General features: G+C 71.8%; 12 protein-coding genes. 5 read left to right on the top strand and 7 right to left on the bottom strand.

Annotated features, from left to right (window positions below; all coding sequences use genetic code 11):
- Positions 1-51: 51 nt before the first annotated feature.
- The 4 genes from ACFV46_RS10125 to ACFV46_RS10110 are packed head-to-tail and all read left to right on the top strand — an operon-like array spanning position 52 to position 4,631.
- Positions 52-1,146: a thiamine ABC transporter substrate binding subunit gene (locus ACFV46_RS10125; protein WP_385497722.1), complete on the top strand. Its 1,095-nt coding sequence runs from the start codon at positions 52-54 to the stop codon at positions 1,144-1,146.
- Complete coding sequence (locus ACFV46_RS10120) at positions 1,122-2,789, top strand: ABC transporter permease (RefSeq protein ID WP_385497721.1); 1,668 nt, start codon at positions 1,122-1,124, stop codon at positions 2,787-2,789. Before ACFV46_RS10125 ends, ACFV46_RS10120 begins: the two co-directional genes overlap by 25 nt.
- Entirely contained in the window at positions 2,790-3,809 is a 1,020-nt protein-coding gene (locus ACFV46_RS10115) for an ABC transporter ATP-binding protein (RefSeq protein WP_385497720.1), read from the top strand.
- Between the two features lie 24 nt (positions 3,810-3,833).
- On the top strand, positions 3,834-4,631 hold the full coding sequence (locus ACFV46_RS10110; protein ID WP_376727353.1) for a maleylpyruvate isomerase family mycothiol-dependent enzyme: 798 nt from the start codon (positions 3,834-3,836) through the stop codon (positions 4,629-4,631).
- 75 nt (positions 4,632-4,706) lie between these two features.
- Here ACFV46_RS10110 and ACFV46_RS10105 read toward each other — a convergent pair whose 3' ends face one another.
- From ACFV46_RS10105 to ACFV46_RS10075, 7 genes are all read right to left on the bottom strand, one after another.
- Entirely contained in the window at positions 4,707-5,360 is a 654-nt protein-coding gene (locus tag ACFV46_RS10105) for an LAETG motif-containing sortase-dependent surface protein (protein ID WP_361927080.1), read from the bottom strand.
- A gap of 180 nt (positions 5,361-5,540) precedes the next feature.
- Positions 5,541-6,665: an LOG family protein gene (locus ACFV46_RS10100; RefSeq protein WP_385497719.1), complete on the bottom strand. Its 1,125-nt coding sequence runs from the start codon at positions 6,663-6,665 to the stop codon at positions 5,541-5,543.
- A gap of 26 nt (positions 6,666-6,691) precedes the next feature.
- Positions 6,692-7,111: a VOC family protein gene (locus ACFV46_RS10095; RefSeq protein ID WP_385497718.1), complete on the bottom strand. Its 420-nt coding sequence runs from the start codon at positions 7,109-7,111 to the stop codon at positions 6,692-6,694.
- Between the two features lie 98 nt (positions 7,112-7,209).
- Complete coding sequence (locus ACFV46_RS10090) at positions 7,210-8,481, bottom strand: hypothetical protein (protein WP_385497717.1); 1,272 nt, start codon at positions 8,479-8,481, stop codon at positions 7,210-7,212.
- Entirely contained in the window at positions 8,463-9,203 is a 741-nt protein-coding gene (locus ACFV46_RS10085) for an ABC transporter ATP-binding protein (protein WP_376727349.1), read from the bottom strand. Before ACFV46_RS10085 ends, ACFV46_RS10090 begins: the two co-directional genes overlap by 19 nt.
- 181 nt (positions 9,204-9,384) lie before the next feature.
- Entirely contained in the window at positions 9,385-10,749 is a 1,365-nt protein-coding gene (locus tag ACFV46_RS10080) for an aspartate aminotransferase family protein (protein ID WP_361927092.1), read from the bottom strand.
- A 19-nt stretch (positions 10,750-10,768) separates the two neighbouring features.
- On the bottom strand, positions 10,769-11,287 hold the full coding sequence (locus ACFV46_RS10075; protein WP_361927094.1) for an Lrp/AsnC family transcriptional regulator: 519 nt from the start codon (positions 11,285-11,287) through the stop codon (positions 10,769-10,771).
- A 183-nt stretch (positions 11,288-11,470) separates the two neighbouring features.
- Here ACFV46_RS10075 and ACFV46_RS10070 point away from each other — a divergent pair, with 183 nt between their 5' ends.
- Positions 11,471-12,919: a gamma-aminobutyraldehyde dehydrogenase gene (locus tag ACFV46_RS10070; RefSeq protein ID WP_385497716.1), complete on the top strand. Its 1,449-nt coding sequence runs from the start codon at positions 11,471-11,473 to the stop codon at positions 12,917-12,919.
- Positions 12,920-12,969: the final 50 nt, after the last annotated feature.

The following is a 12,969-nucleotide window of genomic DNA, read 5'->3' as shown; positions in this document are numbered from 1 at the left end:
GGGCCACGGGCAGGGCCGCGTCTCTTCCTGGTCACCCCCAGGAGGAATCCAGTGAGCATCACCAAGAAGGCCACGGCCCTCGCCGTCGGGCTCGGTCTCGTCGCCCTGCCGGCGCTGACCGCCTGCGGGTCGTCCGACGACGGCGGCGACGGCAGCGGCGGCGGTTCCCGGACCGTCACCCTCGTCAGCCACAACTCGTGGGCCGTGTCCAAGGACGTCCTCGCCGCCTTCGAGAAGCAGTCCGGCTACAAGGTCCGGGTCCTCAAGGACGGCGACGCAGGGCAGGCCGTCAACAAGGCCATCCTGACCAAGGACAACCCCCAGGGCGACGTCTTCTTCGGCGTCGACAACACCCTGCTGTCCCGGGCCCTCGACAACGGCCTGTTCCAGTCGTACGAGGCCAAGGGCTCCGACAAGGTCGCGCCCGAGTTCCGGGTCGACCAGGAGAAGCACCGGGTCACCCCCGTGGACACCGGCGACGTCTGCGTCAACTACGACAAGGCGTACTTCAGCGAGCACGGGCTCACCCCGCCCACCTCCTTCGACGACCTGGTCAAGCCCGCGTACAAGGACCTCCTCGTCACCGAGAACGCCTCCACCTCCTCGCCCGGCCTCGGCTTCCTGCTCGGCACCGCCGCCGAGTACGGCGACGACGGGTGGGAGGGCTACTGGAAGAAGCTGAAGGCCAACGGCGTCAAGGTCGTCGACGGCTGGGAGCAGGCGTACAACGAGGAGTTCTCCGGTTCGGCCGGCGGCAAGAAGGCCAAGGGCGACCGGCCGCTCGTCGTGTCGTACGCCTCCTCGCCGCCCGCCGAGGTGATCTACGCCGATCCCCGGCCCTCGACCGCGCCCACGGGTGTCGTAGAGGGCACCTGCTTCCGGCAGGTCGAGTACGCCGGTCTGCTCAGCAACGCCAGGAACGCCGAGGGCGGCAAGGCGCTGATCGACTTCCTGCTGAGCGACACGTTCCAGAAGGACATGCCGCTGAACATGTTCGTGTATCCGGTGCGCGAGGGCGCCCAGGTGCCGAAGGAGTTCACCGCCTACGGGCCGGCGGCGAAGAACCCCGAGACCATGGAGCCGGCGAAGATCGCCGCCCACCGTGACGACTGGGTCAAGTCGTGGACCTCGCTCGTCCTCAGGTAGCGGGGCGCCGCACACGGAGCGCGGCGGCGCGGCTCGGTCTCGTGGCCGTGCCCGTCGCGTTCTTCGTGGTCTTCTTCGCCTACCCGGTCGCCGCGATCGTCGCGCGCGGCCTGCATGTCGACGGGGTGTGGCGGTTCGGGCGGCTGTGGGACGTGCTCGGGCAGTCCGACATCCGGCACGTGCTGTGGTTCACCACCTGGCAGGCCCTCGCCTCCACCGCGCTCACCCTGCTGATCGCGCTGCCCGGCGCCTATGTCTTCGCCCGCTTCAACTTCCCCGGCAAACAGGTCCTGCGGGCCGTGGTGACCGTGCCGTTCGTGCTGCCGACCGTCGTCGTCGGCACGGCGTTCCTCGCGCTCGTCGGCCGCGGCGGGCTGCTGGACGAGCTGTGGGGCGTACGGCTGGACACCACCGTGTGGGCCATCCTGCTCGCGCACGTCTTCTTCAACTACGCCGTCGTCGTACGGACGGTGGGCGGCCTGTGGGCCCAGCTGGACCCCCGGCAGGAGGAGGCCGCGCGGATGCTCGGGGCGTCCCGGTGGACCGCCTGGCGGACCGTCACGCTGCCGGCGCTCGGGCCCGCCGTGGCCGCCGCCGCGCTCATGGTCTTCCTGTTCACCTTCACGTCCTTCGGCGTGGTCCAGATCCTCGGCGGTCCGGCGTTCTCGACTCTGGAGGTCGAGATCTACCGGCAGACCTCCGAGATCTTCGACCTGTCCACGGCCGCCGTGCTGACGATCGTGCAGTTCCTGGCGGTCGGCTCCATCCTCGCCGTGCACGCCTGGACCGTACGGCGGCGGGAGAGCACCCTGCGGCTCGTCGACGCGTCCGTGACGGCGCGGCGGCCGCGCGGGGCCGGGCAGTGGGCGCTGCTCGCCGGGGTCCTGGCCGTCGTCGCCGTCCTGCTGGTGCTGCCGCTCGCCGTCCTCGTGCGGCGCTCCCTGGACGCGCCCGGCTTCGGCTACTACCGGGCACTCACCGAGTCCGACGGCGGGGTCTTCCTCGTCGCGCCGATCGAGGCGATCGCCAACTCCCTCCAGTACGCCGTGGTCGCCACCCTCATCGCCGTGCTGGTCGGCGGTCTGGCGGCGGCCGCGCTGACCCGGCGGGACGCCGGCCGGTTCGTCCGGGGTTTCGACGCGCTGCTGATGCTGCCGCTCGGGGTGTCCGCGGTGACCGTCGGGTTCGGGTTCCTGATCTCCCTGGACGAGCCGCCGCTCGACCTGAGGAGCAGCTGGATCCTGGTGCCGCTCGCGCAGGCGCTGGTCGGGGTGCCCTTCGTCGTGCGGACGATGCTGCCCGTGCTGCGGGCCGTCGACGACCGGCTGCGGGAGGCCGCCGCGGTCCTCGGCGCCTCGCCCTGGCGGGTGTGGCGGGAGATCGACCTTCCGATGGTGCGCCGGGCGCTGCTGATCGCGGCCGGGTTCGCGTTCGCGGTGTCGCTCGGCGAGTTCGGCGCGACCGTGTTCATCGCCCGGCCCGACAATCCGACGCTGCCGGTCGCGGTGGCCCGGCTGCTGGGGCGCGCGGGTGACCTCAACTACGGCCAGGCGATGGCCCTTTCCACGGTGCTGATGGTGGTGTGCGCGGTGGCGCTCCTGGTGCTGGAGCGGCTGCGCACCGACCGGACGGGGGAGTTCTAGATGCTGCTGAGCCTGACGGGCGCGACGGTCCGCTTCGGCGGGCGGGCGGTGCTCGACGCCGTCGACCTGGACGTCGCCGAGCACGAGATCGTGTGCGTGCTGGGGCCGAGCGGCAGCGGCAAGTCGACGCTGCTGCGGGCCGTGGCGGGGTTGCAGTCCCTGGACGCCGGCCGGGTGACGCTGGACGGGCGCGACCAGGCCGGGGTGCCCGCGCACCGGCGCGGTGTCGGTCTGATGTTCCAGGACCACCAGCTGTTCCCGCAGCGGGACGTCGGCGGCAACGTGGCGTTCGGCGCCCGGATGCACGGGGCCTCCCGGCGTGAACAGGCCGAGCGCGTGGGCGAGTTGCTGGAGCTGGTCGGACTGCCGGGTGCCGCGGGGCGGGCCGTCGCCTCGCTGTCCGGCGGGGAACAGCAGCGGGTGGCGCTGGCCCGTGCCCTCGCGCCCCGGCCGCGACTGCTGATGCTGGACGAGCCGCTGGGCCAGCTCGACCGCTCGCTGCGGGAACGCCTGGTGGTCGAACTGCGGGAGCTGTTCGGGCGGTTGGGCACCACCGTGCTGGCCGTCACCCACGACCAGGGGGAGGCGTTCGCGCTGGCCGACCGGGTGGTGGTGATGCGGGACGGCGGGATCGCGCAGACCGGGACACCGCTCGAGGTGTGGCAGCACCCGGCGGACGCGTTCGTCGCCCGCTTCCTCGGCTTCGACAACGTGGTCGAGGGCACCGTGGCCGGTGAGGCCGCGGACACCCCCTGGGGCAAGCTCCCGGTCGACGGGAACGCCGCGCAGGGCGTCCGGAGCCTGCTCGTGCGGCCCGCCGGGGTGCGGCTCGTCGCGCCCGACGAGGGACTGCGGTGCACGGTCGCCGCGCGGACGTTCCGGGGCACGCATGTCGCCCTGCGGCTCCAGCCGGAGGGCGCGCCACGCCTGGAGGCCGCCTGCGCGCTGCGGGAGGCACCGGAGGTCGGGGACGTGGTCGGCGTGGAGTTCGACGCGGCGGAAATCGTGGTGCTCGGCTGATCACCCGGCGCTTAGGGTGCGGGCATGACGCTGCTCGCACATGACCGCTACTGCGACGAGATAGATCACCAGGTCGGCCTGCTCAGGGCGGTGGTGGCCTCCGGTGCCGATCTGTCGGCCACCGTGCCGACCTGCCCCGACTGGTCGCTGGAGCAGCTCGTCCGGCACACGGGGGAGGCCCTGCGCTGGGTCGAGCTGATGGTGCGGACACGCGCCGAGAAGGAGATCCCGGAGGAGACCGTTCCGGGCGCCCAGGGGCCCGACGCGCAGGGCGACCCCGCCGCGCTCGACGCCTGGCTTGCGGAGACCGGCGAACTGCTCGTCCACACGCTCCGGGAGGCCGGTCCGGACACCCCGGTGTGGTCGTGGGCCGGGATCCCCACCTCCGGGTTCTGGGCCCGCCGGATGACGCACGAACTCACGATCCACCGCGCCGACGCGACGCTCGCCGCCGGACTGCCGTACGAGGTGGCACCGGAGATCGCGGCCGACGCGATCGACGAGTGGCTGGAGATCGTGCGGTGGGCGCAGCGGACCATCCCCGACGACCCCTCGCGCGAGCTGCGCCGGCCCGGCGCGAGCATCCATCTGCACGCCACCGACCCCACGCCCGGCGTGGACGCCGAGTGGTGCGTCGACCTGGACGGGGAGGCGATCGTATGGCGCCGCGGCCACGAGAAGGCGACGGTCGCGCTGCGCGGCACGCTCACCGACGTCCTGCTGGCGTTCTACCGCCGACTGCCGCTGGACAGCCCCCGGTTGGAGATCCTCGGCGAGCGGGAACTGCTGGAGTTCTGGCTGGAGCGGGCGACCTTCGGCTGAGCCCGCGGCAGGCAACGACTGCGGCCCGCCCCCGGGGACGGGGACGGGCCGCAGCGGTGTCACGGAAGGGCCGGATCAGCCCTCGCTCTTGGCCCCACGGCGACGCAGGCCGAAGAAGACCGCGCCACCGCCGACGGCGACCAGCGCGACCGCGATGCCCGCGATCAGACCGGTGTTGGAGTTCGCACCGGTCTCGGCCAGGTTGGAGTCACCGGCCGCCGGGGACGGGGCGTTCTCCGCAGGAGCGGTGGACGCGCTCTCCGACGGAGCCGGGGTCTCGGTCTCCTCGGCCGGGGTCGAGGCGGAGTCCGACGGCGTCGGCGTCGGCGTGTCCGACGGAGCCGGGGGCTGCTCCTCGTCCTTCTTGCAGGCGGTGGACGGCGTCGTCAGGTTCGGCTTGATGTCCTTGTCGACGTAGCCCGCGGCCTTGACGTGCACGCGGTACTCGGCGTTCGGCTTCCAGTCCTCGGCGAAGGTGATGGTGACGCCCTCGCGCGAGCCCTTGACCACCTGCTCGCCGACCTTCTCGAGGTCGGCGCCGTTGTTCTGCAGGAACACGGTGACCGTCGCCGGGACACCGCTGGGGTCCTTGTCGGTGACCGTGATGACGCCCTTGTCGCCGTCGCACTTGGCTTCGGCGGAGAATTCACTGATGTCGCACGCGAGCGCGTTGCCCGCGACGGAGAGGGCCAGTGCGGCCGAGGCGGACGCCACGCCCAGGGCCCGCACGGAGCGTGCGACAGTACGGCGGTTTATGGACACGTTTGTCCTTACGGGAGTTGCACCACTGAGGGGGGTTGGAAGGAAGCGGTGACGGGACATCACCGTTCCCGTGAGACCCACAGATTTATAAGCGTCGCATAAGCACTGTCAACGCATATGCAGCCTACAGGCGTTGGCTTTGCCCTCTTATTGCCCGAGGAGACGTTTCAGGGCCTCCGGCGCCTCCTCGATCCGGTCGACCAGGGCGATCCGCGTCTCCATCGACCGGTCTCGCGCGAGGGATTGGAGCAGGGGCCACACCGGCAGGCGTTCGGTCCAGTGCGCCCGGTCCACCAGGACCATCGGCGTGGGCTCGCCCCGCGACTCGTAGTAGTTGGGCGTCGCGTTGTCGAAGACCTCCTGGACGGTGCCGGCGGCCCCGGGCAGGAAGACCACACCCGCCGTGGAACGCGCCAACAGGCCGTCCTCACGGGTGGCGTTGGAGAAGTACTTGGCGATGTGGGACGCGAAGGGGTTCGGCGGCTCATGGCCGTAGAACCAGGTCGGGATGCCGACCGAGCGACCGCCGCGGGGCAACCGGGCCCGCACCTCGAAGGCGACCGACGCCCACTCGGTCACGGACGGCGTGAACCCCGGCGCCTTGGCGAGCAGCCGCAGCGCGTCGCCCAACTCCTCGTCGCCGTACGGGGACAGATAGGCGCCGAGGTTGGCCGCCTCCATCGCGCCGGGGCCGCCGCCGGTGGCCACCGTCAGACCGGCGCGCGCCAGCTCCCGGCCGAGCCGCACGGCACCCTCGTACTCCCGGGTTCCGCGGCGCATCGCGTGCCCGCCCATCACACCCACCACCCGCGTGTCGGTGAGGAGTTCGTCCAGGGCGTCGGACACGGCGTCGTCGTGGAGCGCGCGCAGCGTCGAGGCGTACACGTCCCGGTCGGCCTTCGTGCGCTGGAGCCAGGCGTAGGCGCGGGCGTCCGGCGTGGCCTCGTAACCGTCGGCCAGGGACGCGAACAGCTCGTCCGGCGTGTAGACGTGCCCCCGGTAGGGGTCGAAGGGCAGGTCCGGGACGGGCGGGAAGACCAGGGCGCCCTCGGAACGGACCTTGGCGGCCGCGTCCTCGCGCATCGGGCAGCCGAGGAAGACCGCGCCGGCCGCGCCGGTGGTGAGCAGTTCGCGCGTACGGTCCGTCAGATCGACGGCCTGGACGCGGAATCCGGCGAGGGAGCCGCGCGCCGAGACGATCGCGTCGAACTCCTCCAGCGTCTCTATCTCGTGGTCGTCGTGGTGGGCCGCATGGGCGGGCATCGTCTGCACCCGCCCATGCTAGGCCCGGGTGCTCGTCAGCCCTCGACCGCCGCCGGGTCCATCCACACGATTTCCCAGGTGTGCCCGTCGAGGTCGTCGAAGGCGCGGCCGTACATGAAGCCCATGTCCTGGACCTTGTCCGAGGCGGTGCCGCCGGCCGCGACGGCCTTCTCCACCAGCTCGTCGACCTTGGCGCGGCTCTCCGCGCTCAGACAGATCAGGACCTCGCTGGTCGTGGTGGCGTCCGCGATCTCCTTCTTGGTGAAGGTCGCGTAGAACGGCTTGGTGAGCAGCATCGCGACGATGGTGTCGCTGATCACGACCGAGGCCGCGTTGTCGTCGCTGAACTGCGGGTTGATCGAGTAGCCCAGCTCCGTGAAGAACTTCTTCGACGCGTCGAGGTCGTTCACGGGCAGGTTCACGAAGATCATCTGCTGGTACGCGGGGGCGGTCATCGGGGTCTCTCCCATCGGTTCGTCGCTGTTCGGTGAGGTAGACCCGAGGGCCCCGCGGAACTCATCGCCGCCCGGGAACCTTTTTCCGGGCGGCGCGCTCAGCGGGACAGGGGCAGCGCGGCCAGCTCGGCCACGACCAGGGTCAGCGGGCCGAAGACGGCGAGCAGCGCACCGGCGCGCAGGGCCGCCGCCGCGCGCAGCGTCCCCGCCGGGGCGCCGAGGCGCAGCAGGGCCGCCGTGGTGCCGGAGCGGTCCTGCCGGGCCTCGACGGCGGCCGTGAGCAGCGTGGCCACGGCGCAGCCGGTGACCACGGCGGCGCCCAGCGCGGTGAGCGGACCGAAGGAGCCCGCGTCCGGCAGGGGCGTCATGGCGTACGCGGCCGAGGCCACCGCGCACACGACGCCGAGAGGGCGCCCGATCCGTGCGGCCTCCGCCATGAGGCCGCGGCCCGCCAGCAGCCGCAGCGCGCCGGGGCGCACGGCCTGCAGCACCAGGCCGCACAGGTGGGTGAGTCCGGGGGCGGCCAGCGCGAGGCCCACCGCCGTGAGCAGCCAGCCCACGAGCACCCCGGTGGGACCGGCGGGCAGCGCCGCGGGCAGGGCGGGTCCGCCGTCGTCCGACGCGCCGGCGGCGTACGTCTCCACGGCCAGGCCCGCGGCGAGCACCGCCACGCCCCACGGCAGGCCCTTGGGCGCCGGGCTCGGCTCCGGCAGCGCGGGGAGCGCGTCCGGCGCGGCCCCGGTGCCCTGCGCGGACTCCGGTACCTGATCGGTGCCCGGCGTGCCCCGCACGGCCTCCCGCACCCGGGTGCCGAACCGGCCGTTCACCCGTCTGGTGCCGCCGTCCGGTGCGGGGCCGAGCCCCTGGGGCCGCAGGACGAACGCCACGGCGGCCGACGCGATCACCGGCACCAGCCCGAGCAGGGTGAGGGAGCCGGGCACCGGCAGCGGGGTGCCGGCCGCGAGCGCCTCCGTGGCCGCTCCGTCGAACGGCATGCCGGTGAGGTCGCCCCGCAGATGCAGGAAGACCAGCAGGGCCAGCATCGAGCCGAGCAGGCAGGACAGCGCCGTGGTGGTGACCGACACCAGCATCAGGCGGGCCGGGCCCAGGCCGACCGCGGCGAGGCCGGGACGCGGCCGGGTGCCGGGATCGGTACGGGCGACGGCCACCGCGAGATGGACCGTCGCGGCGAGCGGGGGCAGGCACCAGGCGAGCCGCGCGGTCGCGTCGCCGGGGGAGTAGGGGTGGGACAGGGCGTAGCCCAGGGCGCACAGCAGCAGGAAGCCGGTTCCGGCCGAGGCCGCCGTGACCAGCAGGCGGCGCAGCTGGACGGCGGGCCGGGCGCCGCGGGTCAGGCGGAGAGCGAGCACGCCGCCCGGCCTTCCGTCTCGGGGACGGGCGGCAGGTGCACGGTGTTCACGCGCCGTCCGTCGAGCAGGGCGATGGTGCGGTCGGCGAACGCCGAGCACTCGGGGTCGTGGCCGGTCAGGACGACCGTGATGCCGTGCGAGCGGGCCGCCGCCGTCAGGGTGCGCAGCACCTGGGTGCGGTCGGCGCGGTGCAGGGGCGCCGTCGGCTCGTCGGCGAAGAGCACCTGGGGCGCGGGGGCCAGGGCGCGGGCGATGCTGACGCGCTGGCGTTCGGCCCGGACCAGCTGGTGCGGGCGTTTGCGGGCGGCGTCGCCGACGTCGAGGCGCTCCAGCCACTCCAGCGCGGCGGTCTTGGCCCGGCGCCGGCCGCTGCCGCGCAGCATCAGGGGCAGGGCGGTGTTCTCCCAGACGTTCAGCTCGGGGACCAGCGAGGGGGTGGGGCCGATCCAGGCGAAGCGGTCGCGGCGGAGCCGGTCACGGGCCTGTGCCCCCATGGTGTGCACCGGCACGCTGTTGAACCAGATCTCGCCGCCGCCCGGCGGGGTCAGTCCCGACAGGCAGCGCAGCAGGGCGGTCTTGCCGCTGCCGCGCGGGCCGACCACGGCGAGGATCTCGCCCTCCTGGACCCCGAGCGAGACGCCGCTGAGCGCGGGCGAGCCGTCGTCGTACGAAAAGTGCAGGGCGCGTGCCCAGAGCACGTCGTTGTCCGGCGGAGCCACCATGGCGTACACCTCGGTTCAGATCCGTAGTTCCCGTGCCGTTCCCCCGTCCGGGGGAACGAAGACAGGGCCGATCGGTTACCAGGCACGCTAAGGACCGGGGCGTCGAACGCCGGACAGCACGCGGCGGGGGTGCACCCTTCTCACTCCTACGGGTGCACTCCCGCCGACGGGCCGCGGTGGATCAGAGCTTGGTCCACGCCTCCGAGAGGGTGGCGCGCAGGATCTGCTCGATCTCGTCGAACGTCTGCTGGTTCGAGATCAGCGGCGGGGCGAGCTGGACGACCGGGTCACCCCTGTCGTCGGCGCGGCAGTACAGGCCGTTCTCGAAGAGCTTCTTGGACAGGAAGCCGTACAGGACGCGCTCGGTCTCCTCGTCGTTGAAGGACTCCTTCGTCGCCTTGTCCTTGACCAGCTCGATGCCGTAGAAGAAGCCGTTGCCGCGGACGTCGCCGACGATCGGCAGGTCGTGCAGCTTCTCCAGGGTGGAGCGGAAGGCGCCCTCGTTGTCGAGGACGTGCTGGTTGAGGTTCTCGCGCTCGAACAGGTCGAGGTTGGCGAGGCCCACGGCCGCGGACACGGGGTGGCCGCCGAAGGTGTAGCCGTGCAGGAAGGTGTTGTCGCCCTTGTAGAACGGCTCGGCGATCCGGTCGGAGATCACGCAGGCGCCGATCGGGGAGTAGCCCGAGGTCATGCCCTTGGCGCAGGTGATCATGTCCGGCACGTAGTCGAACTTGTCGCAGGCGAACATCGTGCCCAGGCGGCCGAAGGCGCAGATGACCTCGTCCGAGACGAGCAGCACGTCGTACTGGTCGCAGATCTCGCGGACCCGCTGGAAGTAGCCGGGCGGGGGCGGGAAGCAGCCGCCGGCGTTCTGCACGGGCTCCAGGAAGACCGCGGCGACGGTGTCCGGGCCCTCGAAGAGGATCTGCTGCTCGATCTGGTCGGCGGCCCAGCGGCCGAAGGCCTCGGGGTCGTCGCCGTGGATCGGGGCGCGGTAGATGTTGGTGTTCGGCACCTTGTGCGCGCCGGGGACCAGCGGCTCGAAGGGGGCCTTCAGGGCGGGCAGGCCGGTGATGGACAGGGCGCCCTGCGGGGTGCCGTGGTAGGCGACCGCGCGGGAGATCACCTTGTGCTTGGTGGGCTTGCCGACCAGCTTGAAGTACTGCTTGGCGAGCTTCCAGGCGGTCTCGACCGCCTCACCGCCGCCGGTGGTGAAGAAGACCTTGTTCAGGTCGCCCGGGGCGTGGTCGGCCAGGCGCTCGGCCAGCTCCACGGCCTTCGGGTGGGCGTACGACCAGATCGGGAAGAACGCCAGCTCCTGCGCCTGCTTGAGGGCGGTCTCCGCCAGCTCGGTGCGGCCGTGGCCGGCCTGGACGACGAACAGACCCGCGAGACCGTCCAGGTACCGCTTGCCCTTGTCGTCGTAGATGTAGGTGCCCTCGCCCCGGACGATCGTCGGGACCGGCGAGTTCTCGTACGAGGACATGCGGGTGAAGTGCATCCACAGGTGGTCGTACGCGGTGCGGCTGAGGTCCTTGGTGCTCACGGTTATCGGGTCCTCACGGTTATCGGGTTCCCCACATGTAGGTCTGCTTCTTGAGCTTGAGGTAGACGAAGCTCTCCGTCGAACGCACGCCCGGGACGGCCCGGATGCGCCGGTTGATGACCTCGAGGAGGTGGTCGTCGTCCTCGCAGACGATCTCCACCATCAGGTCGAAGGAGCCGGCGGTCATCACCACGTACTCGCACTCGGCCATGGCGGTCAGCGCGTCGGCCACGGACTCCACGTCGCCCTCGACGTTCACGCCGACCATCGCCTGCCTGCGGAAGCCCACGGTCAGCGGGTCCGTGACGGCGACGATCTGCATGACGCCCTGGTCGAGCAGCTTCTGGACGCGCTGGCGCACGGCCGCCTCGGACAGGCCGACGGCCTTGCCGATCGCGGCGTACGGCCGGCGGCCGTCCTCCTGCAGCTGCTCGATGATGGCGAGGGAGACGGCGTCCAGCTGGGGACCGCCGCCGTTCCTGGACTCGCGGGAGTCCCTGTGCTCTGCGCTTCGACTGGCCACGACGTCACTCTGCACGACGTATCGATAGTTCCGCAAGGTCGAGGCGATGAAATTCGTTGTTCACGTGTGCGATACCTGCGGATTTCGCAGAAGCGGGCCCGATGGGGGTGTTGAAAACGTCGGCCTGCCGATTAGGGTGGGTGTCTCAGAGAATGGACAGTCGGAGAACCAGTGAAGACCCCTGACAGGAGGCCGGCAGTGAGCACCGAGCTGCGTGGGCTGCGCACACTACGCAATTACATCGCCGGGGAGTTCCGGGACGCCGCCGACGGACGGACCACCGAGGTGGTCAACCCCGCGACGGGCGAGGCGTACGCGACCGCGCCGCTGTCCGGACAGGCGGACGTCGACGCCGCCATGGAGGCGGCGGCCCAGGCGTTCCCGGCCTGGCGCGACGCCACCCCCGCCGAGCGCCAGAAGGCCCTGCTGAAGATCGCGGACGCCTTCGAGGAGCGCGCCGAGGACCTGATCGCCGCCGAGGTCGAGAACACCGGCAAGCCGATCGGCCTCACGCGGTCCGAGGAGATCCCGCCGATGGTCGACCAGATCCGCTTCTTCGCCGGCGCGGCGCGGATGCTGGAGGGCCGCTCGGCGGGCGAGTACATGGAGGGCCTGACCTCGATCGTGCGCCGGGAGCCGATCGGCGTCTGCGCGCAGGTCGCGCCCTGGAACTACCCGATGATGATGGCCGTGTGGAAGTTCGCCCCGGCCCTCGCCGCGGGCAACACGGTCGTCCTGAAGCCGTCGGACACGACCCCCGCGTCGACCGTCCTGATCGCCGAGATCATCGGCGGGATCCTGCCCAAGGGCGTCTTCAACGTCATCACCGGCGACCGCGACACCGGCCGCATGATGGTCGAGCACCCCGTCCCGGCGATGGCCTCGATCACCGGCTCCGTCCGCGCGGGCATGCAGGTCGCCGAGTCCGCCTCCAAGGACCTCAAGCGGGTCCACCTGGAGCTGGGCGGCAAGGCCCCGGTCGTCGTCTTCCAGGACACCGACATCGCCAAGGCCGTCGAGGACATCTCCGTCGCGGGCTTCTTCAACGCCGGCCAGGACTGTACGGCCGCCACCCGCGTGCTCGTCCAGGAGTCCATCCACGACGAGTTCGTGCGGGCGCTCGCCAAGGCCGCCGCCGAGACCAAGACCGGTCAGCCGGACGACGAGGGCGTGCTGTTCGGCCCGCTCAACAACCCCAACCAGCTCAAGCAGGTCGCCGGGTTCATCGACCGGCTGCCCGCGCACGCCAAGGTCGAGGCGGGCGGCCACCAGGTCGGCGACAAGGGCTACTTCTACGCCCCGACCGTCGTCTCCGGGCTGAAGCAGGACGACGAGATCATCCAGAACGAGGTCTTCGGGCCGGTCATCACCGTCCAGTCGTTCACGGACGAGGCCCAGGCGATCGAGTGGGCGAACGGCGTCGACTACGCGCTCGCCTCCTCCGTGTGGACCAAGGACCACGGGCGCGCGATGCGCATGTCCAAGGCCCTCGACTTCGGCTGCGTGTGGATCAACACCCACATCCCGCTGGTCGCGGAGATGCCGCACGGCGGCTTCAAGAAGTCCGGCTACGGCAAGGACCTCTCGGCGTACGGCTTCGACGACTACACGCGCATCAAGCACGTCATGACGTCGCTGGACGCCTGACGGCCGGCCCTTCCCCGGCGCACGGCGCGGCCCCGGGCCCGGCACACGCC

This window comes from Streptomyces sp. NPDC059852, assembly GCF_042731455.1.
Taxonomy (GTDB): domain Bacteria; phylum Actinomycetota; class Actinomycetes; order Streptomycetales; family Streptomycetaceae; genus Streptomyces.
This window is presented reverse-complemented; position numbering and strand designations above follow the sequence as displayed.

Bases quoted from the DNA above. Each gene is read 5' to 3' on its own strand.
- ACFV46_RS10115 (WP_385497720.1), top strand. From the start codon at position 2,790: ATGCTGCTGAGCCTGACGGGCGCGACGGTCCGCTTCGGCGGGCGGGCG.
- ACFV46_RS10110 (WP_376727353.1), top strand. From the start codon at position 3,834: ATGACGCTGCTCGCACATGACCGCTACTGCGACGAGATAGATCACCAG.
- ACFV46_RS10095 (WP_385497718.1), bottom strand. From the start codon at position 7,111: ATGACCGCCCCCGCGTACCAGCAGATGATCTTCGTGAACCTGCCCGTG.
- ACFV46_RS10085 (WP_376727349.1), bottom strand. From the start codon at position 9,203: ATGGTGGCTCCGCCGGACAACGACGTGCTCTGGGCACGCGCCCTGCAC.